Annotated in this window: 26 protein-coding genes (1 of these 26 cut by a window edge); 21 read left to right on the top strand and 5 right to left on the bottom strand. The window is 39.7% G+C overall.

Annotation, left to right across the window (positions count from 1 at the left end; genetic code table 11):
* Positions 1-10: 10 nt before the first annotated feature.
* Positions 11-931: a signal peptide peptidase SppA gene (gene sppA / locus MCBB_RS03700; protein WP_071906507.1), complete on the bottom strand. Its 921-nt coding sequence runs from the start codon at positions 929-931 to the stop codon at positions 11-13.
* A gap of 157 nt (positions 932-1,088) precedes the next feature.
* Here sppA and MCBB_RS12340 point away from each other — a divergent pair, with 157 nt between their 5' ends.
* The 18 genes from MCBB_RS12340 to thsA all read left to right on the top strand — a co-directional run bounded on the left by MCBB_RS12340 (position 1,089) and on the right by thsA (position 18,037).
* On the top strand, positions 1,089-1,214 hold the full coding sequence (locus tag MCBB_RS12340) for a hypothetical protein (protein WP_269454994.1): 126 nt from the start codon (positions 1,089-1,091) through the stop codon (positions 1,212-1,214).
* Positions 1,215-1,454: 240 nt separating this feature from the next.
* Positions 1,455-2,375 (top strand): shikimate kinase, encoded by a 921-nt coding sequence (locus MCBB_RS03705; RefSeq protein ID WP_145976004.1) that lies wholly within the window; start codon positions 1,455-1,457, stop codon positions 2,373-2,375.
* Positions 2,368-2,673, top strand: a complete 306-nt coding sequence (locus MCBB_RS03710; RefSeq protein WP_071906508.1) for a chorismate mutase — start codon at positions 2,368-2,370, stop codon at positions 2,671-2,673. Before MCBB_RS03705 ends, MCBB_RS03710 begins: the two co-directional genes overlap by 8 nt.
* On the top strand, positions 2,666-2,854 hold the full coding sequence (locus MCBB_RS03715) for a 30S ribosomal protein S17e (RefSeq protein WP_071906509.1): 189 nt from the start codon (positions 2,666-2,668) through the stop codon (positions 2,852-2,854). The genes MCBB_RS03710 and MCBB_RS03715 overlap by 8 nt, the downstream gene beginning before the upstream one ends.
* 198 nt (positions 2,855-3,052) lie before the next feature.
* Positions 3,053-4,273 carry an aspartate kinase gene (locus MCBB_RS03720; protein WP_071906510.1) on the top strand — a complete coding sequence of 407 codons (1,221 nt, stop codon included), beginning with the start codon at positions 3,053-3,055 and terminating at the stop codon, positions 4,271-4,273.
* Positions 4,270-5,160, top strand: a complete 891-nt coding sequence (gene dapA / locus MCBB_RS03725) for a 4-hydroxy-tetrahydrodipicolinate synthase (RefSeq protein ID WP_071906511.1) — start codon at positions 4,270-4,272, stop codon at positions 5,158-5,160. The genes MCBB_RS03720 and dapA overlap by 4 nt, the downstream gene beginning before the upstream one ends.
* 394 nt (positions 5,161-5,554) lie before the next feature.
* Positions 5,555-6,376 (top strand): 4-hydroxy-tetrahydrodipicolinate reductase, encoded by an 822-nt coding sequence (dapB, locus tag MCBB_RS03730; protein ID WP_071906512.1) that lies wholly within the window; start codon positions 5,555-5,557, stop codon positions 6,374-6,376.
* 16 nt (positions 6,377-6,392) lie between these two features.
* Positions 6,393-7,547 carry a phospholipase D-like domain-containing protein gene (locus MCBB_RS03735; RefSeq protein WP_071906513.1) on the top strand — a complete coding sequence of 385 codons (1,155 nt, stop codon included), beginning with the start codon at positions 6,393-6,395 and terminating at the stop codon, positions 7,545-7,547.
* 5 nt (positions 7,548-7,552) lie between these two features.
* Entirely contained in the window at positions 7,553-8,599 is a 1,047-nt protein-coding gene (gene asd / locus MCBB_RS03740) for an aspartate-semialdehyde dehydrogenase (protein ID WP_071906514.1), read from the top strand.
* Positions 8,600-9,042: 443 nt separating this feature from the next.
* Entirely contained in the window at positions 9,043-9,723 is a 681-nt protein-coding gene (locus tag MCBB_RS03745; protein ID WP_145976005.1) for a hypothetical protein, read from the top strand.
* Between the two features lie 207 nt (positions 9,724-9,930).
* Complete coding sequence (locus MCBB_RS03750) at positions 9,931-10,569, top strand: hypothetical protein (RefSeq protein ID WP_071906516.1); 639 nt, start codon at positions 9,931-9,933, stop codon at positions 10,567-10,569.
* A 542-nt stretch (positions 10,570-11,111) separates the two neighbouring features.
* On the top strand, positions 11,112-11,663 hold the full coding sequence (locus MCBB_RS03755) for a hypothetical protein (protein WP_071906517.1): 552 nt from the start codon (positions 11,112-11,114) through the stop codon (positions 11,661-11,663).
* Positions 11,664-11,804: 141 nt separating this feature from the next.
* Positions 11,805-12,320, top strand: a complete 516-nt coding sequence (locus tag MCBB_RS03760) for a hypothetical protein (RefSeq protein WP_071906518.1) — start codon at positions 11,805-11,807, stop codon at positions 12,318-12,320.
* 148 nt (positions 12,321-12,468) lie between these two features.
* Positions 12,469-13,386, top strand: coding sequence for a hypothetical protein (locus MCBB_RS03765; RefSeq protein ID WP_071906519.1), 918 nt, complete (start codon positions 12,469-12,471; stop codon positions 13,384-13,386).
* A 321-nt stretch (positions 13,387-13,707) separates the two neighbouring features.
* On the top strand, positions 13,708-14,277 hold the full coding sequence (locus tag MCBB_RS03770; protein WP_071906520.1) for a phosphatase PAP2 family protein: 570 nt from the start codon (positions 13,708-13,710) through the stop codon (positions 14,275-14,277).
* A gap of 5 nt (positions 14,278-14,282) precedes the next feature.
* The gene (locus MCBB_RS03775) at positions 14,283-14,789 is read left to right on the top strand and encodes a hypothetical protein (protein WP_071906521.1); all 507 of its coding nucleotides are present in this window, start codon (positions 14,283-14,285) and stop codon (positions 14,787-14,789) included.
* Between the two features lie 563 nt (positions 14,790-15,352).
* Positions 15,353-16,225: a transglutaminase-like domain-containing protein gene (locus tag MCBB_RS03780; protein WP_171899080.1), complete on the top strand. Its 873-nt coding sequence runs from the start codon at positions 15,353-15,355 to the stop codon at positions 16,223-16,225.
* Positions 16,226-16,411: 186 nt separating this feature from the next.
* Positions 16,412-18,037, top strand: coding sequence for a thermosome subunit alpha (gene thsA, locus MCBB_RS03785; protein ID WP_071906523.1), 1,626 nt, complete (start codon positions 16,412-16,414; stop codon positions 18,035-18,037).
* Positions 18,038-18,259: 222 nt separating this feature from the next.
* Here the strand turns inward: thsA and MCBB_RS03790 are convergent, their stop codons facing one another.
* The 3 genes from MCBB_RS03790 to MCBB_RS12345 all read right to left on the bottom strand — a co-directional run bounded on the left by MCBB_RS03790 (position 18,260) and on the right by MCBB_RS12345 (position 21,227).
* The gene (locus MCBB_RS03790) at positions 18,260-18,673 is read right to left on the bottom strand and encodes a hypothetical protein (RefSeq protein ID WP_071906524.1); all 414 of its coding nucleotides are present in this window, start codon (positions 18,671-18,673) and stop codon (positions 18,260-18,262) included.
* Positions 18,674-18,747: 74 nt separating this feature from the next.
* Positions 18,748-20,985 carry a DUF4350 domain-containing protein gene (locus MCBB_RS03795; RefSeq protein ID WP_231916428.1) on the bottom strand — a complete coding sequence of 746 codons (2,238 nt, stop codon included), beginning with the start codon at positions 20,983-20,985 and terminating at the stop codon, positions 18,748-18,750.
* A 107-nt stretch (positions 20,986-21,092) separates the two neighbouring features.
* Complete coding sequence (locus MCBB_RS12345) at positions 21,093-21,227, bottom strand: FliH/SctL family protein (protein WP_269454995.1); 135 nt, start codon at positions 21,225-21,227, stop codon at positions 21,093-21,095.
* 244 nt (positions 21,228-21,471) lie between these two features.
* Here MCBB_RS12345 and MCBB_RS03800 point away from each other — a divergent pair, with 244 nt between their 5' ends.
* The 3 genes from MCBB_RS03800 to MCBB_RS03810 all read left to right on the top strand — a co-directional run bounded on the left by MCBB_RS03800 (position 21,472) and on the right by MCBB_RS03810 (position 25,777).
* Positions 21,472-23,004 carry a M6 family metalloprotease domain-containing protein gene (locus MCBB_RS03800; protein WP_071906526.1) on the top strand — a complete coding sequence of 511 codons (1,533 nt, stop codon included), beginning with the start codon at positions 21,472-21,474 and terminating at the stop codon, positions 23,002-23,004.
* Between the two features lie 205 nt (positions 23,005-23,209).
* On the top strand, positions 23,210-25,111 hold the full coding sequence (acs, locus tag MCBB_RS03805; RefSeq protein WP_071906527.1) for an acetate--CoA ligase: 1,902 nt from the start codon (positions 23,210-23,212) through the stop codon (positions 25,109-25,111).
* A gap of 60 nt (positions 25,112-25,171) precedes the next feature.
* A complete protein-coding gene (locus MCBB_RS03810) occupies positions 25,172-25,777 on the top strand; it encodes an acetate uptake transporter (RefSeq protein ID WP_071906528.1) in 606 nt (201 codons plus the stop codon).
* 278 nt (positions 25,778-26,055) lie between these two features.
* Here the strand turns inward: MCBB_RS03810 and MCBB_RS03815 are convergent, their stop codons facing one another.
* On the bottom strand, positions 26,056-26,816 hold the 3' portion of the coding sequence (locus MCBB_RS03815) for an FAD-dependent oxidoreductase (RefSeq protein ID WP_071906529.1). The gene runs 439 nt beyond the window's last position; only the last 761 of its 1,200 coding nucleotides appear in the window; its start codon lies beyond the right edge, outside the window — the gene reads right to left on this strand; it ends in the stop codon at positions 26,056-26,058.

Consider the following 26,816-nt stretch of genomic DNA (forward strand, 5'->3'; position numbering starts at 1 on the left):
ATTTATACCCTTATTGGAATATATATTCGATTGAACCTTCCTTAAGGTTGCTTCCAATTCCTTTACCAAGGGAGTAGGCAAGGCTTGATGAAACACTGCTGAGCATGTCTTCAAAGCTTGTTGGTGGAGTTATGGTCACTTTGTTGTACTCACCATCTATTCCACCCAGCTTGGCTGCAAGGTCCAGTGCATGTTCCTTACTACCAGTATCATCCACAAGCTTTAAATCTTTAGCCTGTGTGCCTGTATATATCTTTCCACCTGCAACACTTTCAACGTAGGTTTCGTTGAGGTGTCTGTTGGTTGCAACGATGCTTATGAAATGGGCGTAATCCTGATCCACCATTGATTGAAGCATGCTCCTTTCTTCAGATGTTAGATTACGGTAATCTGCACCCATATCCTTGTATTCTCCGGCTTTTATTGAGTACTTGTTTATACCCAGCTTCTGGTAGAGTCCTGAGAGATCTGTCATGTCCATGATGACACCGATACTTCCAACCATGGATGATGGACTTGCAACGATCTTGTCTGCAGATGTTGATGCAAGGTATGCACCTGAGGCACCCACATCACTTATCCAGACCACAACTGGTTTTTTTGAATCGTTGATGGATTCCATGATCTCTTCACTGGCAACAGGGGTGCCTCCTGGACTGTTAACTTCAACGAGGATTGCACTCACTGAAGGGTCGTCCTCTGCCTGGGACATTTCATCGTCAAAGGTTTCAGGCGTTACAACATCGCTGCTGAGCACACTTGAGGATGCGTATCCGATCTCTCCCTGAAGTGGTATAACTGCAACTGTGTCTCCAAAGGGGTTTCCATCGGTGGAGCTGCCGATGTAGGCAACAAATACTATCATAAGCAGTAACAACACCGTTAATCCCCCACCAATAACTGTTAAAACTATTTTGGTATTTTTGTCCATGATCATCACTTTGAAACTTCAGTACTATGTGATACTATTTTTATTATTTTTATTAGTCCTTTTTTACCTATATAATTATATCAAACTTTTTTCCATGCCCCCTCTTCGAGCCACCCTTTGATAATATGTAAATAAAATCAAAAATAGAAATAATTCCATGGGTGAAAAGGAAGATAAAGAAAGGGAAATAAATAGGCTCATAATCATTGGAGTGTTGGTGCTCCTTCTTATTGTTATATTGATTGGGGCTTTAATACGCACGGGAAACATCATGTACAAATAATACTTAAAATTAGAATAATAAGAATTTGCACGGTTGAAACCATTTTTAAGTTTCAAAGAATTCCTTTTATGAAAAATGTTTTAACCACATATCTCCAATTTAATTAATGGATAAAGAAATCCTTATCAATCCCTAATTATATAATGTGTTTTACCATTAATTTGTAGTACAGAATATGATACCTTTAATTGAAGGTTGTTGAACAAGACATAAATCTTTTGAATGCCCATGGTGATGTTATTGAACACAAAAGTCAGATCTCCCGGCTCTGCCACAGTAATAAATGCAATATCAACAGGATACGGTTCAGCATTTGGCATAAAACTTTATGTTAATGCAGAAGTTAAATTTAAAGGTCCTAAATCTTCAATATTATGTGAAACAGACAGTTTCGTTGACACAAAGCTCATGGAACTCTGCGTTGAGAAGGTCATTGAAAGGTTCGGAATCCTCAGGATAGGGGGTGAACTGAAGTACCTGGACCTCCAGACAGGTGTCAGCGTTAAAACAACCTCCACCCTCCCTGCTGCATCTGGGCTTTCAAGCAGCAGTGCAACTTCCAATGCAGTGGTCATGGCAACTGCACGTGCAATCATGAATGAGTATGGATTTGAACTTGAAGATGCAGGTTTGAACGAACTTGATCTTCTCAACCTTGCAATAGACGCATCCCTCGAGGCAGGGGTTACCATAACAGGTGCCTTTGATGATGCAAGTGCATCCTTCTTCGGTGGTCTGACAGTCACAGACAACATGAAGAGAAAGATTCTACAGAAGAAAAACATGGAGGAGCAAAATATATTAATACATATGCCAGATAGAAAGTCACCCACTGCAAAGTCAGATGTAGGGCGTATGAAGCTCCTTGCTCCATGGGTTAAAATGGCATTTGATGAAGCTTTGAATGGGAGAATCTACAGTGCCCTTACATTGAACGGACTTCTTTACTGTTCAGCACTTGGATTTGATTCAAACATTGCTTTAGATGCTTTAGACGCTGGTGCAGTAGCAGCAGGGCTTTCAGGTACAGGACCCTCATTTGTAGCAGTAGCCAACAACAGAAATGCCGACAAAGTGGAGGAATCATGGAGTTCCTACCCTGGAAGGGTCATAAGGACAGGGGTTGACAACGAAGGCACAAAGGTGGTTCGCAGTGGATAGGGAAGAAGCTTTAAGACTACTTCAGGATTCAAGAAATAAGATAGATGAGATGGATGAAGAGATAATAAATCTCATTGAAAGAAGAACATCCCTTGCAAGAGACATACTCAATGCCAAGATCGTACTGGGCATTGAAATTGAGGATAAAAAGAGAGAAGCATTTATTCAGGAAAAGATCAAAGAAATAGCAAGGGAAAAGAAAATTGATGAAGTCAGCCTTACCCGTATAATGAAGATACTCGCGAGTATGAGTAAAAGAGAACAAGAAAAAATTTTAAGGAGGGGAAAGCATGGGTAACATACGAACATCATTCGTTAAAAGAACAGCTAAAGAGCTGATCGAAACTTACGAGGGCCAGTTCACAACTGATTTTGATAAGAACAAAAAATTAGTTGAAGAGTTCTCAACAGTCAGTACAAAACATTTAAGAAACAAGATAGCTGGATACGTAACCAGAGTAGTTAGGCAGCAGTCCTAAAAAATCTTAAAAAACTATTTTAAGTTTGCATTCTTAAGATTACACGATCTTAAGATTTAAACTTAAACTTTTATATTTATCTAGCTTTTACAATTCTCACATATTTTTATAAAATTTTTATAAATCCTTATAAACAAAAATATACTATAATTAATATTAATTTTTATAGAATACTTTTAACCTAAAGGTGTGTATTTAATGGAAGTAATTGTGGCCAAATTCGGAGGAACATCCGTAGGAAATGGAGAACGAATAAGAAAAGCAGCAGAATCTGTTGTAAAAGAGTATATGAAGGGTAAGAAGGTCGTTGTTGTGGTTTCTGCCATAAACAAGACAACGGATGATATCCTGAAGATAGTCCACGAGGCAATAGGTGATGCTGTAACAGAGAAGCAGCTTGCAGACATAGTATCCATGGGTGAAACAACAAGTGTCAGAATCTTCTCAGCAACCATAGAGTCTCTCGGTGTGAAATCTGAATACATAGATCCTCACATGGACAACTGGCCAGTTATCACAGATAGTAATTATATAAATGCAAAGGTCAACTACGAGTTAACCGAAGAAAAATCCAAGGAAATAATGAACCTCCTTGACCAGGGTATCATACCTGTACTCTGTGGATTCCTTGGAAGGGATGAAACTGGAAACATCACAACCCTGGGCAGGGGTGGCAGTGACATAACAGCCTTCCTCATGGGCCACTGTCTCAGTGCAGAGGAGGTCATCATTGTAACGGATGTTGGCGGAGTTATGTCAACGGATCCAAACAAGCTCCAGAGTGCAAAGAAGCTTGACAAAATATCTGTTGAAGAGATGAGGGACCTTGCAACCCACGGGGCACAGGTACTCCATCCACATGCACTGAGATACAAGGATCCATTGATAAATGCCAAGATAATAGGATTTGAGCATGGAGATCTTTCAGCCCTTGGAACAGAGATAATAGGTCCTGCAGGGGATCAGATGCTTAAAACAACTGCCCTTAACTCTGAACCAATATCTGTTATTGCCGTGGTTGGGGAGGAGATACTCACAAAAAGAGGAATACTCTCAACACTCACAGATACCCTTGCAGAGAACGATATAAACATATATGGCATATCAACAGGCCAGAATTCTGTAACCCTTTTCATAGATAAGGCAGTTGCAGACAGGGCCCATGAAGTCCTCCATGAAGTGGTTGTTAACAATGAATACCTAAGTTCGTTGTCCCTGGGAATGGAGATAGCTATGATAACGGTCACAAGCCAGGACTTCATAGACACGCCGGGAATAATAACCAAGGTAACGGAGCCTCTGCGCAGAAACAAGATCAATATCGTTGAGATTTCTTCAAGCCAAACTTCTGTGGTGATTTTTGTGGATTGGAACGATGGGAAAAAAGCTTATGAACTTGTAAGGAGAGTCTTAGAATGAATTTTGAAGGTACAACAGTTGCTATGGTAACACCCTTCACCAAGGATGATGGGGTGGATGAAACAGGAATGCGTGAAAACATAAACTATCTCATTGAAAATGGAGTTAATGGAATACTTGCAGCCGGAACAACCGGTGAATCAGCCACCATAACCCATGACGAACAGAGGAAGATGATAGATATCCTCGTTGATGAGGTCAATGGCAGGGTGAAGGCAATAGCCGGAGCCGGAAGCAACTCCTCAAAAGAAGCACTGGGACTTGTACAACACGCAGAAGACTCAGGAGCAGACGCGGCCCTGGTAATAACACCATACTACAACAAACCACAGCAACACGGACTTTACCAGCACTACAAACTCCTATCAGAATCCACAAACATACCAATAATAGTTTACAACGTTCCATCCAGAACAGGAACCGACATAGACGTTGAAACCATAGGAAAAGTTGCCCAGCTCGATGGAATCGTTGGAATAAAAGAGGCAAACCCTGATATGGACAAGGTTTCCCATACCATAAAAAGACTCCAGGACCTTGACTGTACGGACTTCGCAGTGCTCTCTGGAAACGACAACCTAACACTTCCAATGATAGCAATGGGAGCAAAAGGTGTTATAAGTGTGGTTGCAAATGTTGACCCTGCACGTATGAGCCAGATGGTTGATGCAGGTCTCAAAGGAGACTTCAAAACAGCTTTCAAACTTCACTACGAACTCTACAATCTCATGAAGGTTCTTTTCATAGAATCCAATCCAGTTCCTGCAAAGGAATCCCTGAACATGATGGGAAGACCTGCAGGTCATGTTAGAATGCCCCTTGCACCCCTTAAAGAGGACAGCAAGGCCAAACTCTCTGAAGTCTTGAACGACCTTGGACTGATTTAAGGTTGAGCTAAACCCTTTTTAAAGGCTTTACCTTTTTTAAAGTCTCTTTTTTAGTTAAATCCTAATTCAACCTATTCCGGTACCTCAATTTCTGTATTTTTTTTATTCATGAAATTCAGGTATTTTAATTCTTTCAGGACATATTTTACTTCTTTTAGGGTGTTTGCGTTGATTCAAACGGAATTGGGGAATGACCTGAGTTTATGAATTATCCTGAAAGGATGTGCAAAAACGAAAACTAATTTTTCTTGATATTCCACGATGAAGAAATCTTATCAAAAAAAATATTTATAATGCCCTATAAATCTTTAAAAGTTATTTTAAAAACATGGATCAACATAAAAATCTTTAAAGATTCATCATGTATATTCTTATTTAAACGGAGATTGATAAAATGATAAAAGTGGCTGTAACAGGTGCATGCGGAAGGATGGGTTCAAAGATAATCAAAACAGTACTTCAACAGGATGATATGGAAGTTGTGGCAGCAATAGAGGCTCCAAACTCTCCCTTTGAAGGTAAGGATGTTGGGGAGACCATAGGGATTGGAGAAATTGGTGTGAAGGTCACAGGGGCTGAAAACCTCAAAAAAGAGCTTGAAGCGAAGAAACCAGATGTGCTCGTTGACTTCACAATAGCCAAGGCTGCAATGGTCACCATAAAGACATGTGCAGAGTGCGGTGTGAACCTGGTGGTTGGAACAACAGGATTCACAGATGAAGAGATGGAAAGTATCAGATCCACAATAGAAAAGAACAGTATCAAGGCAGTAATAGCTCCTAACATGGCCGTTGGTGTCAACGTGTTCTTCAAGGTTGTGCGTGACCTTGCAAGGATACTTGGAGACTACGATGTCGAGATCATCGAAGCCCACCACAAGCACAAGAAGGATGCACCATCTGGAACAGCAGTAAGGGCAGCTGAAATCATAGCAGAGGAGCTCAACCGCAACATGGACGACGTTGGGGTTTACGGCAGAAAGGGACTGGTCGGTGAGAGAACCGCAGATGAGATAGGCATACATGCCGTGCGTGGAGGAGACATTGTGGGAGACCACACAGTACTCTTTGCAGGTGAAGGAGAACGAATAGAATTTGTTCATAGGGCCCAAAGCAGACAATCATTTGTAAATGGAGTTATAAAGGCAGTTAGATATGTTGTAACTGCAGAAGAAGGAAGGATCAGTGATATGGGAGATGTTTTAGGTTTAAACTGATTGTAAAGGTGAGTAAATGCTTTTTCAGCGTGATGACTACGTCACAGAGTTTCTCCCAACGTTTTTAAAGGAAGACAGGTCCTACCTCAGGAAGATCCATGAAAGGATAAGCTACGCCCAGAACTACATCTACATCATATACCCCTGGATAACCCTGGGTGAAGAACTTGTAACGGCGTTTGAAAATGCTTTATCCAACAATCCCAACCTTGAAGTTTATTTAATAACCAAACTTCAAAGGGAGGATGTTTTCAGGCGTATTCATCAACTGGATGATGTTGAACAGTGGAAAAGTATCTTCGGGGACAGACTGTTTGTGAAGTACAACAACCATGTACACTCCAAGATCATTGTAATAGATGACTCTGAGATGATCCTGGGCTCCTCTAATCTAACTGGAAGCGGTCTGGGATCCTCCAGGGAAAATGAGGGACATCCCCAGATAGAGGCAAATCTTTACACAGACGATCCAAGTGCTGTGGCTGGGGGTTCAAACTTCTTTGCAGATGTCTGGAACCATGAAACATCAAAGGAGTATGCTGAAGATGAATACGTACTATCATGCAAGTCCCACAACCTCTCGGGAATCTTCCAGAACTACAAGGGAGAATTCAACAAGATAACCAAAAGGGAAGACATCACATTTTCAAATAATGGAATCGTTGATTTCAAGGGAAACCTTGCCTTCTATGACGAAAACAAGATGTATCTACTTGGAAATACCAGAAAGGATATTGCAGTGAAATTCATAGGAGATACTGAGAATTTAACGACCTCACATATTGGTGAACCCCTAGAAGTATCTGGAAAGCTCATGGATGTTAAAGGATGCTGTGAATTCACTTTGATGGATCCAGACCTTGTGGATGATAATTACGCTAAGATAAGTGAGTTGAAGAGTGACCTGGCCAGAGTTAACGTTATTGGAATGGTTTCAAAACTTCCTAGGGAAATTAAAGATGAATCTGGAAGGGTTTACTTGGTTCTGATTAAACTCGTCGATGATACTGGAAGCGTAACTTTAGAACTGTGGGACGACAACATTCCAAGGGAAAAGATTAAAAAAGGTTCAATAGTAGAAGTAATAAATGGATTTACAAAAATATACAACGGAGAATTGAGATTAGGTCTCAGAAAAGATGGAAATATTGAAATAATAAGGGGAAGTTGAGAAAAATGGTAAACGTAGGAATTCTTGGAGCAACTGGAATGGTTGGGCAGAGGTTCATCCAGCTACTGGCGGATCATCCCGAATTTGAGATCACTGCCCTGACTGCATCCCAACGATCAGCAGGCAAAAGATACGAAGATGCAGCGACCTGGCATTTAGACACTGGAATACCAGAATCAGTGAAAGATATAACTGTGGTTGACACAGACCCTGCAGAGGTTAAAGATGTTGAAATAGTGTTTTCAGCCTTACCTACAGATACAGCAGCAGTGGTTGAACCTAAATTTGCAGCTGCAGGCATGAAAGTTGCATCCAATGCAAGTGCAATGCGTATGGAACCAGACGTGCCCCTTGTCATACCAGAGGTCAACCCAGACCACCTGGAACTCATAGAAACCCAGCAGAAAAACAGGGGCTGGGATGGATTCATAGTCACCAATCCCAACTGCTCAACCATAGCACTCACCCTAACCCTGAAACCACTCTACGACCAGTTCAACATCAAAAGGGTCTACGTATCCACCATGCAGGCAGTATCAGGGGCAGGATACAACGGTGTTCCATCCATGGCAATAGTTGACAACCTGGTGCCATTCATAGGTGGGGAGGAGGAGAAAATGGAATCTGAAACCCTTCACCTCCTTGGAGAGTACGATGGAGAATCTGTTGTACCTGCAAACTTTGGACTCAGTGCATCATGCAACAGGGTTGCAGTACTGGACGGCCATACAGAGGCAGTTTTCATAGAGATGGAGGATGACTTTGAAGTAGATGAAATTAAAGAATCACTCGCATCCTTCAGGGGAATGCCCCAGAAACTCAACCTCCACTCAGCACCAGAAGCACCAGTGGTCATAAGGGAAGAAGATAACAGGCCACAACCACGTATGGATCGTAACACTGGCAACGGAATGGCAGTGTCTGTCGGTAGGATCCGTAAGGATGAAGTGTTCTCCAAAAGCCTTAAATATGTGCTTGTTGGTCACAACACCATAAGAGGGGCTGCAGGAGCGTCAATACTCAATGCTGAGCTTATCAATGAGATAATGTGAAATTATCTCATTATTATTTTATTATTTTTTTAGCTGAAATTTTTAAAATGCTTAAAACTCATTATTTTTTTATTCAAACTTTTTTCATCATTAAAACAGGATGTTGACATTTTTTATCAGTTTTTGGTGTTTAAGTTGATCTATCCATATGTTAAATTCATCTCGATGTTGCAATGATCAAAGTTTTGTGATATAGCTCACAAAGAACACTTCTGGAAATTAAGGTAAAAATGAGTATGTATTAAGATATAACTGTCTTTTTAATGTTTATTTTATTTTAAAGTCAATAATTTAATTTATTTTGTATTTAAATTCCTTAAAAAGACTTATATTATTGATGTGAATTTTTTTCATTATCCGTAAGGTTTATACTGTTCACAACCACAAAAGATAATAATTAGTTTAATGTGATGATGTTTTAAGGATATTTGAAGATGGTTGGGATGTTGGATATAGAAAACAGTGTTTTAATATTAGTAATAATATTTGTAATAGGTTTCAGCAGTTTTTTTGGATACATTGGAACTGCAAGTTCGGTTAACGATACCAACACTACCCATGCAAACGTGACTAAAATTACAAAAATTGGTAGTAATAGTGGTACAACTGGTCGTTTGATGGCTCCAGCAGCTGCAAAACCAAGTAAAAATTCATTCACATACCTCAGTGTAACTCCAAGTACTTTGAACTTAGGTTCTGCACTGGCTGATAATTCTGAAAGATCTTATCCAGCTGCGACAACTGTTGAAACTTGTGCCGGGGATTTTAATTCATTCAATAGTCTTAATTTATATGTCCAGGCAAGTGGAGCTATGAGCAGTGGCACTGGCACTATACCTGTTAGTAATTTAAAATATGATGGGTTTGGAGATAGTTCCCTGCAAAAAACATCTTTTACTACAGGTTATCATTTGGTCACCTCTTGGGAGACTCAATATGATTATTGGTATGGTGTATATTACGTTGCAAGTGGAATTTCATATGGTAGTGGAACAATTTATTTAACACCCATTACCACCACTGCAAATTATTATCTCACTGTTCCATTTGGAACCAGCCCTGGTACTTACCAAGTTACCGTTACGTATCTTGCTATTTTCGATACTGCAACCCAGCCTGTTTGAATAAGTTCAAAGAATAAGTAATGAGTTCTTTAAAGGAATGAGAAATTTAATCAATAAATTAATTTATCCTATAATCAAAGAAAAACGAATAACAGTTAACGTAAGATATTTACTTTAAAAAGGTTTAACAGTTATTTAATAATTTCCATATAAATATGAACTTAATTGATGAAATTAATGGGTAACATCTGATATTATGGTGGTTTCATGGTAAAACTTGAAAATACTCTTATGATAATTTTCATGTTATTTACAATAGGTTTCAGCACCTTTTTCGGATCCCTTGGAATTTCAAGTTCTGCAAATGATACCAACACCACCAATATGACCACAGAAAGCAATATTGCCAAGTTGGCTAGCAGTCCATCTGTAACTGCAGTGGCTGATCCAACTCCCTCAACGACTGGTACTAGTCCCAGTGTTTCAATTAGTGTTAATTCACAGGTAAACTTGGGCAATGTAATTGCAGATGGCTCTGAATATTCTTATCCTTCTGCAACTCAAGTTAATGCAAGTGCAAGTGAAATCACCTACATTTGGGACTCAAATAATGATAAACTAAATCTTTATGTTAAAGCTTCAGGAGACTTAACCAGATCCTCCGATAATATACCGTTAAGTAACCTCAAATATAACGGTTTTTCAAATTCAAAAACTTCTTTCACTACTGATTATGTAAAAATTGAATCATGGACATTTTCTCCATCATGGGTTTTTTTGTTGCGTTACAATTGGACTGCTTCTGGCAACGTCAGTGGTAATTATTATTTAACAGTACCTACAGGAGTTTCACCGGGAACATACAAGACTACGGTTTATTATCTTGCAATGATACAACAACAGTGAAAAGATTTGATATTGAAGCCTTAAATATCTCCTAATTTTCATTAAAACCCAACATTAAAATTTGAACTATCTAACGAAATAACTCCTCATTTGTTGCCTATTTTTCTGATAACCTATTCATTTTACATTTTTTTTCAAATTTAATCTTTATAAATACTTAAAAATTCATGTTGAAACATTTTTACTTTTATTTTTGTATTGATGACTATATTAGACGATTTTTTAAAAAATTTTAACATGAAATTTATTGAATCGATCTTTATGTGATGATCATCACAAAAAGTGTTTAAATTTGTTAAATGTTTGAAAAAACTTTTTATAATGAATTTAAAGCATTATGACCTCTTTTTAAACGTCCAGTTTTCATGACTTCCCTGAAGTACTGTCATACTGTGGGTGGGCTCTGAATGAAGAAATGCACAAACTATATATATCAAAATATTCTTAATACTGGAACAGAGTTCACAAAAATGTTCCCGTTATTGGCGATTTTTGTTATGAACCCCAATAATAGTATTGATAATAATTGGAGTGACAAGAATATGATGAATAAAAAAATAATTGGAGTAATGGCACTTGCATTGGTCATGATCGTAGGAGCTTGCCCTGCTTTTGCAGCAAGTAGTGCTTCTTCAACACAGCAAGTTACTGTTAGTGTAGATCCAACAATTGCAATTGCAGCAACATGGGCTAGTGGTGGAAACAATTCAACCATAAGCTTAGGTGCATTAACTGCTGATGGAATACAGAAGACCTTCGCAGGTGGAGCTAGTGGAGAACAGTTATACACTTACTCAAACGTTGCAATAGATGTTTACACAAAGGCATCTGGAGACTTAACTGATGGTTCAAACACAATAGCGTTATCAAACTTCCTTTACAAAGGAGGATCTACTGGAACAGCCACAGCTTTCTCAACTACTTATGCAAAAATGTACAACAATTGGGCTAAAGCACCACAAGGTAGTTACAACGTAGCACCTATAGAACTTGATTTAACAGTACCATTCGGAACAGCACCAAGTAACTACACGAACACAGTTTACTTCTCTGCAGTTAATGCTGGTAACGCAACTGGAGCAACAACACCATAAATTTCTACTTTTTTCTCCATTTTTTAAATTTTTAAATTGAACTGAAGTTCTTGAAATTTTTGTGAGTAACAATTACAAATTCAAGGAGTACTAAGTCAATAACGAGAAATGTTAAATAAAAACTTTATATTATTAACGATATTGATATTCCTTCTGGTTTCATGTGCTTCTCCAGCATTTGCAGTACAATCTACTTCTTCAACACAGCCTGTGCAAGTAACTATTAACGATGCAGTGGCTATTTCAGCAACATGGAATTCCGGTGCTAATAATTCTGCAATAAACTTAGGATCGGTACTTCCTGATGGATCACAGAATACATATACTGGTGGAACTAGTGGTGAACAGTTATTCACCTACTCCAGTGTCATGATAGATGTTTACACAAAAGCTTCAGGACCATTAACTGGTGGTTCTAACAGCATAGCACTGACGAACTTCCGTTACATGGGAGGTTCAGTTACAACAGCCAGAGCATTCACAACGAACTACTACAAGATCTATGATAATTGGCAGAAAGCACCGCAGGGTGGTTCAAGGGTTGCCCCCATAACTTTATACTTAAATGTGCCACTGGGAACAAATCCCGGCAGTTACCAGACAACAATATATTTCTCTGCAGTTAAACACAATGCAGGGACTCCAACAACACCATAACTTAATTTTAAAAATCTTTTTTTCATTATAAGACCAAATATCACAAATCGTCTCCATCTAAAAAATATATATACCAACCTACCAAACTAATTTCTAAATAACATTAAACCAACATCATCAATAGATTACTCTAGTTTGGAGGAAGTATATGGATTCAAAGAGACGTATCAAAAATTTCAGCTTTATATTCTTAGTTTTAGTCCTGTTAACGAGTTTAGGCTCAGTATCAGCCACAGGAATTCTGGCATCACCAGGTGGGTTTCACCTCAAGATGACGGCACCCCAGACCTATCAGGGAACGCTGACGGTGGAGAACATTGGTTCCAACACCCTGAACGTTACCATCGATAAGAAGAGGCTTCAGATGGACAATGTGAACCTCCTGTTCTCAGACGTGGGAATAGCAACATGGATATCAGTAAATCAAACCAACTTCATCCTTGCACCAAATCAAAAGAAAGAAGTTCAGTTCACAGTGAGTGTACCTTCAAACGTGAACTACTACGATGCAATGGGTGCACTTGTTGTGAGAGGATATCCTGTGAATCAAACCACCAGTCAGTCCAATAAAAACCTGCCAACCATGCAGGTTCAGCAGGTTCCAGAGATCGTTGTACCAATAACTGTGGGTCTTCCAGGGCAGATCATAGAGTCACTGCAGCTTAAAGAGCACAGTGCACCATCATTCCTCTTCAACTTCATGACAGGATCCTTCGTTTACCACGTTAAAAACAACGGAACTGTCTACGCCAACATGACGGGTAACATAGCCCTAAAAGGATGGTTTAACAGTCACAACGTCACTTTCAATGGTGGAGTTTACCCTGACGACCAATACTACCTCAATACAAGTTGGACCCCCGGTATCTGGGATTTCGGTATCTACGATGCCAAGACAACCATAAAATATGGAAGGTACTCCCCAACCCAAACCCTGACAACAGATGATACTATATTTGTATTCCCGGTATGGCTCATTGTACTTATTGTTCTGGGTGTCACAGTATGGGTCGTGAGGAAGAAGGATATTAAATCCCCAATTAAAATAAAAATAGAGAAGAAATAATTTTATACCTCTATTTTTTCATTAACTTTTTTTTTAAATCATTAAATTCATTAAAAACTTATAAAAAACATTTCAATAACTCCCGTAAACAAAAATAACTCAATTTTTTAAAAGATCAATTTTTTAAAAGATATTGATAATTTGATATTTTTAAGATTCTCAGTCTTTCAATCGATTATAATCTTAAGAATAAATTTCAATGATTCTAATGATCTGTATTAATGTATCTGCATGTTCTCTGAAAATTCCAACCCAGGTATGTAAACTTTATCATGGATGATGAAGATATAACTTTTAAAATACCTGTTTTGGAGAGTTGGCATGCTGGAAAGTTTTATAGTTTCAATAAACCACGTGGATGTGGCACTCTTTTACATGATAAACCACGGCCTTCAGAACACGGTTTTCAACGTTACAATGCCACTAATAACCAACGCAGGAACAGATGCCTTCTGGTTAATGGTCTGTGTTGGGCTTTTCATTTTTGGGGGAGAAAAGGGGAGGAATGTTGCTATTCTGGGCATGATTGCACTTTTATTTGGTTACGTCCTCTCTGAATTTATAAAATATGAAATTGCAAGACCCAGACCCTACACTGTTTTGAGTAACGTGCATCTTCTCACAACCATGGCTGACTACTCCTTTCCATCAGGTCATTCAGTTGCTGCCTTCACAGGCTGCACAATACTGGGTGTGAAGTACGGGCACCTCTTTCTGTTCCTGTTACTTGCAGGTGTCATTGCATTTTCAAGGGTTTACATAGGTGTGCACTATCCATTTGATGTGGTATTCGGTGCCCTTGTTGGGGTGTTCTGTGCCCTGATGGTGCTCCACTTTGAGGAGAGTATATTAAAGGCTAAGAACAAAATTATCCATAAATTGGTAGAGTGATAAGAATGCCGTTGTTAAAGGATACAGAGAGGGAACAGTTGAGACAGCTTGTTAAGGCATGTCTACTTGAAATCAGTAAACTCAAGATCGAACTTAAAAAATGTCAGAAGGAATCTTTGAGGTCCAAAAATGCAGAAGGTATTCAGAAGAGAGTCCTTAACGATGAGTTCAAAAAACAGCTCATTGAAAAAGAGAATGAGATCAGAAATCTGAAGCAGAGGCTCAGTGAAAAGGATGAGGTCATAGCAGACCTTGAAAATACCAGGAAGTACTTCAAAGCACTCACAGCCAAACCAAAAAAGGATCTAACCTCCTTCCAGTCACAGATATATCAAGTTCTGCCCTATGGGGAGAGCAGTACTGAAGATCTGTACGAACATATAAAGAAGGTGGGTTTCACTGAACTGTCCAAGGAAAACTTTGTCCATGCTTTAAGAAACCTTGAAAGAAAAGGATACTTTGAATCCATTGATCTTGACCATGAAACCTCCTGGAAAAAGATGGATAAGTAGTTTTAATTGTTTTTTTTGAACAAATCATTATTATATTCCCTTTGGTTTCAAGGGATAAAAATTTTGAATGATTCCTAGGTTCAACACCCCATATCTTTTAACCTTTTTCACGTTAACAATTAAGAATCCATGGGTAAAATTAGAATTTTTGAGGTTTAACTCTACAAATAACCCTTTTTGTATCAAAATTCCCTTCACACTGCCCTCAAATTTAAATGTCATGTCTATTGTGGAGGGTATGATTGTACAAAATGGAGATAATACTTATTTTTTTTAGTTAAGCTCTTTTGAATATTATTTTTCAGAATATCCATGGAAACATGGTGTTGTTATGTTAAAAACTTTCCAAACAGCCTTTAAATCGAAATAAGGCAATCATTAATCTCTTTTTTTTGAAAATCAAATAAAAATATTTATAAGTTTTCAATTTAGATATTAAATGCACCTAATGAATCCCAAAGTTAACTTTTTTGGGATGAGGAGGCGGTATAATTAGGTGCAACCCTATTTTTGCACTGCTATTTGCATTGGGCTTAGGCCTTCTTGTTTCACCTTTTGCAACTATGTATGATGGTGGAATATCTGATTCAATTAAAACCTATGAATTAGGATTGAATCAGAATACACAAGAATACAATGTGGCCAAAAATCCTACAACATATGCTGCAAGCTATGTTTATAAAAAGGTAAAAGTGGTAACCAAGTACAAAAAGAAATACAGGTATCATGGTAAATGGAAATACAAATGGGTATACAAAGTAAAATATGTTTGGAAAAAGTACAAAGTGAGTTCCAAATCAACAAGTTCTTCCATGAGTCAGTATCTCAAAGCTACCAAAAATTGTCAGTCAACATCTTCCACGGTGAAGTTGTTGGCCACTTCCATAACGAAACCTGTGGTGTACAACGTTACAACAAACGTGACAAACTCCACTAACTCCAGTACAGAAACATCTTCGTCGGCAGAAACAGGCACATGTTCAACTGTAACGTGTTCCACAAGTTCCGATTCAAGTTCAGTTAATGCTTCTGAAAACAGTTCACAGGTTAGTTATACCCTGGTGACAAAAAACCTTTCAACCTATGAAAAGGCAGAAGCAATATTCAACTGGGCAAGGGATAAACTTGAATACCAGTTTTACTTCAACACAAGAAAAGGAGCATTGGGAACCCTAACATCTGGAAGTGGAAACTGCTGTGATCTCTCACATGCAATCGTTGCCCTGGCTCGTTCAATTGGCATTCCGGCCCGTTACGTTTATGGATCCTGCAAGTTCTCAAGTGGAACCATGGGTCATGTTTGGGCTCAACTTTACGTGAATGGTCGATGGTACAATGCAGATGCATCAAACAACATGAATTCATTTGGAGTTATAAGAAATTGGAATACTAATTCCTGGACTTTGAAGGGAATATATAGTCAGTTACCATTTTAATCTATTTTTTCTTTTTTTTGAGTGGGATGTAACTAAATCTTGCAGTGTGACTGAAATTCTAGCCCTTTAGTCCCTAAATTTTTAACATCCAACCTATTTTTCCCTCCAACCTGAACCACAATAGCAAACTATTTATAGAACCTCTAACCCATCGATAAAATAAGATAAAAAAATGAGGTGATTAATGTGGCACAGTTAGGCGGACAAGGCCAGCAAGTTTTAATATTACCCGAAGGCACAAACAGGTTCCTCGGAAGAGATGCTCAGAGAATGAACATATTAGCAGGTAAGGTACTTGCAGAAACAGTCAGAACAACATTAGGTCCTAAAGGAATGGACAAAATGCTTGTAGACGGATTAGGAGATATTGTTGTAACAAACGACGGTGTGACCATCCTTAAAGAAATGGACATCGAACACCCTGCAGCAAAAATGCTGGTTGAAGTTGCAAAAACCCAGGAAGATGAAGTGGGCGACGGAACAACAACAGCAGTCATAATAGCAGGAGAACTCCTCAAAAAAGCAGAAGGACTCCTCGATCAGGACATACACCCAACCATAGTTGCAATGGGATACAGACAGGCAGCTGAAAAAGCTCAGGAAATCCTCAACGTAATATCAATCGATGCAGACGACAGAGACACACTCCTGAAAGTTGCAATGACTGCAATGACAGGAAAAGGAACCGAAAAAGCCAGAGAACCATTAGCAGAACTCATAGTCAGTGCTGTTAAACAGGTTGAAGAGAACGGCGAAATAGACACCGACCACATAAAGATCGAGAAGAAAGACGGTGCATCCATCGAAGAATCAGCACTTGTCAACGGTGTTGTTATAGACAAGGAAAGGGTACACCCAGGAATGCCTAAGAAAATAGAGGACGGCAAAATCGCACTCCTCAACAGTGCAATAGAAGTCAAAGAAACAGAAGTTGACGCAGAAATCAGGATAACAGACCCAGCACAGATGCAGGCATTCATAGAACAGGAAGAACAGATGATCCGTGACATGGTTGACAAGATCGAAGATGCAGGAGCAAACGTTCTATTCTGTCAGAAAGGAATCGACGACCTTGCACAGCACTACCTTGCAAAGGCAGGAATCATGGCAGTCAGAAGGGTTAAAAAATCCGACATAGAAAAACTCTCAAGGGCAACCGGTGCAAAGGTTGTAACCAACATCGAAGACCTGACATTCAACGACCTTGGACAAGCAGGATCCGTTGCAGAGAAGAAAGTCTCAGGCGAAGACATGATCTTCGTTGAAGAATGTAAAGACCCTAAATCAGTCACACTCTTTGTCAGAGGCTCAACCAAACACGTTGTTGACGAAATCGAAAGGGCAGTAGACGATGCAATAGGTGTTGTAGCATCCACAGCAGAAGATAAACAGGTTGTAGCAGGCGGAGGTGCAGCAGAGATATCAATAGCAAAAGGCTTAAAAGAATACGCTGACACCATAAGCGGCAGGGAACAGCTTGCAGTAGCAGCATTTGCAGAAGCACTTGAAGTTGTACCAAAAACCTTGGCTGAAAACGCAGGACTCGACAGCATAGACTCCCTCGTGGACCTCAGGGCTGCACACGAAAAATCCATTTACATGGGACTTGACGTGTTCAAGGGCGAAGTACGCGACATGTACAGAGCCGGTGTAATCGAGCCAAAAAGGGTTAAAAAACAGGCAATCCAATCTGCAGCTGAAGCAGCTGAAATGATCCTCAGGATCGACGATGTTATAGCATCATCCGGTGCCGGAAAAGAGCCTGACATGGGCGGAATGGAAGGCATGGGCGGAATGCCCCCAATGATGTAAGTAACACGTGAATTAGAGAATAAATATTTTCTCTAAAATTCCTTCTTTTTTTAAGTTAAACATCCTATTTATAAACATACTATTTAATTTAAGCTTTTTCTAAACCTTTAAAAACAATTATTTACATTTAAAATTGAATCATTTTAGAATTGAATTATTCTGAACTAATTTTTATTAAAATCGTTGATTCAGGGATATGTGAAAATTTTTTATTTCATATCTTCAATACTTAACACATCTCATTTCCCCATTCAGATCATCCACTTCCTCTAAAAAATCCTCCTTGGATATTTCTTCCCTGACGAATTCTCTTCGCACCTTTGCATGATCATCGATTATCTGGGTTTCCCCATTGTATATATCGGTATAATATTTCAAATCATATTCTGATACCAAATCACCATGTCCCCACATTTCAACAGCCATCACGTGGGATTCTAAACGTTTTTTTGCTTTGTACCTTTCATTTTCCCTTTCTACTTCAATGTCCAACATGAGATCCTCTGCTGAAACACCACTGTCAACCCTTTGAACCAGTTCATCATCAAAACTTGAAGTTGAATTCCATAGAACCATTAAAAGGATTGAGAAGATTATAAATCCCATTATCAATCCTGAAAATTTTCTTATCTTCAAGTTCATCACCGGGTAGTGGTGATCTAAAGTTTGAACTGTGTTCTAAGATTACTCCTTCATGAACTAACCTCCAATTAAGGAAAAAGGTTTGTTTCATCAGGTGACATATGTTTTTGAAGCTCCTTAAGAAGTTCCGTCATTGAGGGGTATCTGTCATCTTTAATCTTACTTAGACATTTCATAACGATGTACTCAACAGGACCTGCATTTGAATTTATTTTAGAAGGTAAAATTGGTTCTGTTTGAAGAATAGAATTATATATCTGGGAGATTTCACCTTCAAATGGTAATCTGCCTGTTAAAAGTTCATAAAAAACATTTCCGATCTGATAAATGTCAGTTCTTTCATCTGCTTTTCCAAATTCAATTGATATCTGTTCTGGTGCAGCGTACTGTGGAGTGGCTCCAGATAGGGTAACTGATTCTGCTAACTTGAGTTTGCTCAGTCCCCAGTCAGATATCTTGTGTACACCATTTTTTATCATTATGTTGGACAGCTTAACATCACCATGGATGATATTTTTAGTGTGTGCATACTCCAAACCCTTTGCAACCTCATAAACAACGGAAATAGCTTCATCTAGGGGTTTCATACCCTTTTCAAGTTTCCCCTCACAAAATTCCATTTCTATGTATGGAATTGGAAGTATCTTGAAATCGTAGAGCTTCACTATGTTGGGATGATCCAGATGTATCCAGTTTGAAACTTCGGTGATGAACGTCTTCTCGGAGCGTTTATCAAAGCTTTTAGGTATCTTTATGGCAACGTCCCTGCCATCTTTACGGGTTGCTTTAAAAACACGTCCAAAACCTCCTTCCCCTATGTATGCAGAGTCTGTGTAGTGTGGCTGAAGTTCGTATGGAAGTGATTTTACTGATATCTTCTTCAACCTATCGAACTCTTTACCCTCAATCACAAGGTCTGGTCCATAATTTCTTATTACCATTAGGTTCAAAATTAGGGGAATGATGAGTGCCATGCCCATGATGCTGTAGAACTCCACATCCATGATGAAGAAGACATCTCCAAATATGAAAGTTAGCCCTGCAAAGAATAGAAGAATGGCCATGTTCATGTAAGAATATTCTGCGATTATTCTATTTCTAGCCAGTAGGTTGTAAAGTACCACGCCGCTGAAGAACAGATATAGGGCAGCAACACAAATAATGAGATATGCGAAGTTAGGATCATACATATCAGGATTAGTAATATCGAAGAGGTACGTATTTGGGGGGATGAAGATCAAAACAGCTCCAACTGCAAAAAGAAGGTTAACAGCAACGAGTGCATTGTACTTCCAGTTTTTGATGGTCTTTATCTGACCTGAAAATCCATTTCCATACCTTCGGGCTGCCATTACAATTCCAAGGATAATTGCAAGGGTTAAGATCACCATCAAAGCTATTCTGTACTCCATATCTGCAACTGAGTAGGGTATCAAACCTGCAGCATCATATTCTGATGGAACCGGGCGTTTTGCGAGCCAGTTCACGTAGTTCAAACCAAGTTTCCATCCGTTGGTTCTGTAGATCCATGAGTTCACGTAGCTTCCCACAGAACCCATGAAGATCACCCTTCCATTACCGTAATCCATTGCAGAGACAAGTGGGAGAGGTCCGGATGTTTCCTCGGATTCTTTCACACCGTTGTTCTGAGAGAAACCCTCTTCTGTTAGGGTGTAACTATCAGCCCAGGAATCAGCATCTGAACTTGCTAAAACCTCTGAAGAACCAGTATTTTTTAGATAGGTCCCCTTCAGGTAATAGAACTCCGAAACATTTCCATTAACAGTGTTGGGTTTCACATCCACAACATTCACGTAATCTGAGAATAGGATATGATGTTTTGTGTCCACCACAACAAGTTTATCTGCATAACTCACCCCAAAAGCCTTTGCAAGACCATTGAATGCGTAACTCTCGCCACCATCCTCCTGTCCCCAGTTGTCACCTAAAAGGAGTAATCCTCCACCATTTTTAACGAAGTCTTTGATGGTGTTGATCTCTGAATCTGTGTAGTTACGCTCAGGAGCCATAACTATTAAAACGTCATATCCTTTAAGTTTTTCAGAAGTTACAGGCGGATCAGTTAACCTTGAAACTTCCATACCATTCTCCTGGAGTAAATTTGCAAAACTCGATGCTCCATAGGGTCCAATTGAATATATGGTGTAATATTTTCCATAGGGGCCTGTTTCATCGAATAAAACCTTTGGATTCTGAGATGCACAGGCACCTGGAATTAAAATGAGAAATGTGAGGATTAGGGTAAGTAATATCCATGGAGAAATTTTAAATTTAGCTTCAATCACCAACTTTAGTCCCACCTAAGGAGTGGATTGGATTATATAGTTTTATAAAAAATAAATCAACTTTATAAAAAGATTTTGGTGATATCTTTGCTTGGGGAGGTTGAAGATCAGGGCCAACGTTTCCTTTCCTTAATTTCAGTTGCTATTCTGTCCATTGCTTCATCCATGCCCTGCTTGAAACCATCACGGTAACCAGACTTGTAACCTTCCAAGTATTCCTTCGTTTTTTCATCCAACTCCATATTAACACCTGTTATTCTTTCTATTCATTATTATATTAATATATTTCGTTATTACGAGATTGGGGAATGCTCCTATGCCTCCAAGTAATCCTTCCTTAAAAAAGGTTTTTAATCCCTCTGATTTTTAAAAATAGAAAATTTTATGGATTTTTCTTAAATCTGGATATTATTCTGATGATTGAATTTGTAATAAAAATTTTATAGTAAGTGCAATAAAAATAACATTAACAAGGGGGATTTTTATTTGGGATCAAACATTTTAAACCAAGGCGCCCTGGTGATGACCATCAATGAATTAACAAGGGATCATCCTCTGGAAAGGCCATATCACCCGGAGTTACAGGTTAAAATGAGAAAAACCATCAAATTAATGAGGGAAGGTGCAGATCCAGAGCGTTATGAATCTCAGGATGTTCTGGATCCAAGAACCCTCTACATCCTGAATGAACGGACTGAAAAGTTCCGCGAACACACCTTTGAAAGGCCCAATTTGCCACGAAGATCAGTTGTTGGTGAAAAAAGGGTACTTGTTCTCCTTGTTGACTTCAAGGACCAACCTGCAAAAACAGAACCCGAGCATTTCAGGGAGTTGCTCTTCAGTAAAAAATCCATTAACGGTAGTTTGAGGGAATACTACAACGAGGTATCATGGGGGCAGCTTGACCTAACCGGTGATGTAAATGAATGGTACAGATCTAAAAAAGATCTATCCTACTATGTGGATAACATGAGCGGTAAAGGAGTTTACCCCAAAAATTCCCAGAAACTGGTTGAAGATCTTTTGGAGGATGTGAAAAAAACTGGGGACTTTGAATTTTCACGTTACGACAACGAGGGGGAGGGTGTTATTGACCTTCTCATGATCATACATGCTGGTGAGGGTGCAGAGAGAACAGGTTCAACCCAGGATATGGTGTCACATCAAAGCCGCATCCAGGAACCAGTTGATATGGATGGTTTTAAGGTTTTTAACTACTGTACGGTTCCAGAACTTCCATCTCACGATCTCGGAGGCTTCTGCCATGAGTTCGGTCATCTACTGGGACTTCCAGATCTCTACGATATGAGCAGGATATCTCCAGGTATCGGTGACTGGTGCCTCATGGGCCTTGGTAGCTGGAACAACGATGGAAAAACACCTGCACATCTCAGTGCATGGTGCAAGGTTGAACTGGGATGGACGGTTCCAACCAACCTTACAGGAGGCCCCAGAGCTGTGAAGATACCTGAGGTCTACAGTGAATCCCGGAAGATCTACAGGCTATGGACAAATGGCTTGAAAGGTAATGAATACTTTTTAGTTGAGAACCGGCAGAAAAAAGGTTTCGATAGTCACATACCTGGAGAGGGACTTTTGATATGGCATGTGGATGAAAACAGCATTTACAATACTTACCCCAACATCTACCCAACGAATTTTCGCGTTGCACTGGAACAGGCAGATGGAAAAAGCCAGTTAGAAAAATCCAAGGATAACGGTGGTAACACAGGTGATTCAGGGGATATTTTTCCAGGTGAACTCAACACAAGAACCTTCGATTCCAACTCAAATCCAAGCAGCAGGGCCTATGATGGAAGTGAAAGCTGTGTTACCATCACATCAATCAGTGATCCTGGGGACATGATGACAGCTTTAATGGGGGTTTCTTGTGATGTTGACAAAGTAGAGTCCATAAAAGAATTGAAACATGAAAATGCACAAGAATGTTTGGAAGCTTTCAAGTCAGGTTACAGATCAGGCTACTCCGATGGCTTCAGGGAACGTTTGGGCCATTGAACTGTAAAACCCTGATTTTTAACCTTGCATTTGGATCCCCAACACATTATTTATCATGATTAATCAATATTTATAATGATTAATAATAGATAAATATAAATAACAAAAAGAACTTAGGAAGTAATGGAGAAGGAATATTTTGAGAAATTAGATATGAAAAATAGGCTTTAATGTGAAAAATAGAGTTTCAAGCGGTGTGATGAATATGAGGCGCGATACAGATGTCCTTTTGGATGAAAAACGTATATTTAAACCTAGTGTAGAAACCGTTGAAAGGGCACATGTGAAAAACTGGGAAACCGAACTTGAAAAGGGAAAGGACTTCAAAAAGTACTGGGCTGAAAAGGCAGAACAGTTCGAATGGTTCCAGCAGTGGGATGAAGTACTTGATGAAAGCAACAAACCCTTCTACAAATGGTTCGTCAACGGAAAGATAAACCTTACCTACAACGCCGTGGACAGATGGCTTGATACAGATAAAAGGAATCAGGTGGCCATACTTTACACCAACGAGAGGGGACATGAAAGAAAGATAACCTACTACGAACTTTACAGGGAGGTCAACAAACTCGCCAATGCATTCAAAAATCTTGGCGTTAAAAAGGGAGACAGGGTATCCATGTACCTTCCAATGTGCCCTGAACTCCTGATCTCAATGCTTGCATGTGCAAGGATAGGTGCAATACACAGCGTTGTTTACTCAGGTCTGAGTGTTGGAGCATTTGTTGAACGTGTAAACGATGCCAAGGCCAAGGTTCTCTTAACTGCAGATGGAACCTTCAGAAGGGGAAAGGTCATAGACCTCAAGAAAATATCAGATGAAGCAATTCTCCAGTGCCCATCTGTAGAAACGGTTATTGTGGTTAAACACACAGGAACGCCAATAGAAATCTCAGAACTCAGTGGAAGAGAGATATTCTATGAACGACTCATAGAGGGGGAACCAGCAGAATGCGATCCTGAACCAATGGACTCCGAAGACCCACTCTTCATACTCTACACATCAGGAAGCACAGGAAAACCAAAGGGAGTTCTCCACACAACAGCGGGGTACATGGTTGGAGTTGCAACCACCACCAAATATATATTCGACATACACAACGATGATCTCTGGTGGTGCACAGGGGACATAGGATGGATCACAGGACACAGCTACGCAATATACGGACCACTGCTCCTTGGAACCACAACCCTAATCTACGAGGGAGCACCTGACTATCCAGACCCAGGTGTATGGTGGAGTATCATTGAGAAGTATGGTGTAACCAAATTTTACACAGCACCAACAGCTATAAGACATCTTATGAGGTTTGGAAGCAAATACACACGCCTTTACAATCTATCCTCACTCCGGATACTTGGAACGGTTGGAGAACCAATAAACCCAGAAGCATGGATGTGGTTCTACAAAAACATTGGAAAGGAAAAGGCACCCATAATGGACACATGGTGGCAAACAGAAACCGGAATGCACCTCATATCTCCGTTACCTTCAGCCCCATTAAAACCAGGTTCAGCAACCATGGCATTCCCAGGTATAGATGCAGATATAGTGGATGAAGATGGAAACTCAGTACCCCTTGGAAAGGGAGGCTATTTGGTCATAAAAAATCCATGGCCATCCATGTTCAGAACACTCTACAAAGATGAGCAGAGATTCCAAGATGTTTACTGGAACCAGATACCTGGTGTCTACAAGGCAGGGGACATGGCACGTAAGGATGAAGATGGATACTTCTGGATACAGGGAAGATCCGATGACGTCCTGAAAATTGCAGGTCACAGGGTAGGTACGGCAGAGGTTGAATCCGCATTCGTAAGCCACCCTGCAGTTGCAGAGGCAGCAGTCATAGGAAAAGCAGATCCAGTTAAAGGACAGGTGATAAAAGCCTTTTTAATCCTTAAAGAAGGATACCAGCTTAAAACAAAACTCATAGAAGACCTGAAAAAACACGTTAGATATGAACTTGGACCAGTTGCAGTTCTTGGAGAAATTGAACAGGTTGAAACCCTCCCAAAAACCAGAAGCGGAAAGATCATGCGGAGGGTTCTCAGAGCACGGGAAAGTGGAGAAGATGTTGGAGACACATCCACCCTAGAAGAATAACTTAAAATATTGAAGGATATAATCATGGGAGATGAAATTAAGACATTTGGGGTATGAATTATGGCTGAAAAAGAAGAAAAGGCAGTAGAACTCAGGGATATAACTGCAAACCCTGCACCATTGGGACTACTTGGATTTGGACTTACAACGGTGCTTCTGAACTTCCACAATGCAGGGTTCTATCCCCTGAACAGCATGGTACTGTCAATGGGATTTGCCTATGGAGGAATAGCCCAGATAATGGCAGCTTGGATGGAGTACAAAAAGGGCAACACCTTTGGACTGGTGGCCTTTGGATCTTACGGCCTCTTCTGGTGGTCACTTGTCCTTCTCCTCATGATACCCCAGACAACCTTCTTCAACATGGCTGGAAAATCACCGGTTCAGGCAGCAGACTCCACCTCCCTTGCAGCATACTTCTTCATGTGGGGCCTCTTTACCATGGTGATGTTCTTCGCAACACTGAAAAAAGGAAGAGGATTACAAGTAGTATTCATAAGCCTTGCAGTGCTGTTTTTCTTACTCACAGCAGGGGAAATCACAGGTATAAAAACCATAACAGTGATCGCAGGTTACGAGGGTATATTCACAGGGCTCAGTGCAGTTTACGTTGGACTTGCAGAGGTTATAAATGGAGAGTACGGTAGGAAGGTTCTTCCAGTGTAAACTTAAAAATTCCAAGAGAATATTCCAACTTAATTTAAAATAACGGCTGTAAAAACCGCCTCCTTTAAAAACAGTCAGAAAAGTGGTCCTGATTTTTTCAGGATCACTTAATTTCATCTTTTTTTAGATCACTGAAACTGTATTGTCTAAGTATCCAAAAAAATAAAAAAATCCTGTAATGAAATTTATTAAAATTAAATTCATTATTAAATCAAAAAATCAAAATTTAAAGGGTAAAATGAATGATATGGATCAATGATTATTAAATGTTTAACTCCCTAATTCTGACCCAAATACTTACCCAACCTCTTTGCAAGGGCCACTATGGTCAGTACAGGTGGTGCTCCAGGAGCTTCAGGCAGAACACTTGCATCTGCAACGAAGAGCCCTGAAATTTCTGTTTCAAGATTTTTATCAACAACTGAACCAACTGCAGCTGTTCCACCGGGATGGGCTCCACGTGCATGGGTTGATTTTAATGTGTTTGGATCAACACCAACCTCCGTGAGTATGGAACCTGCAAGTGCCGAACCCTCTGCTAGAAGGGCCACATCGTTTGCAGTGCTGTACTTGACTACAGAACCTTCCCGGATCTTACCTGAAGTTTCGTCCTTTATTTTGACCATCAGTCCGATTATGTCCCTGGTCCGGGCACCATGGGAACTGAGCTTTTCAACCAGTATCTCAGAGAAGTGGGGGGCCAGGATAACGTCATCAGATTTTTTAATGAGAGCGTTCATCTGAACCTCCTTGTTGAACTCCACACCCTTCAGAATACCTCCAACAGTCACGAAGGTGTCAACGAAGAAATTATCACCTGCATCGAGTCCAGCTCTTCTCAAAATACGTGGTGTTTCAACTGCACCTGGAGCTAAAACAACCTCATCTGCGTAGAACTCTTTTTCACGGCTTCTAACACCCTTAACTTCACCATCTTCAATGATCAGTTCTGTGACCTCTGTGTTCTCAACCACCCTTGTACCTGATTTCTTTGCATCCTCAATATATTCAAGGCTTGTCCATTTAGCATCCTTTGGAC

The organism is Methanobacterium congolense (assembly GCF_900095295.1).
Classification (GTDB): Archaea; Methanobacteriota; Methanobacteria; order Methanobacteriales; family Methanobacteriaceae; genus Methanobacterium_C; species Methanobacterium_C congolense.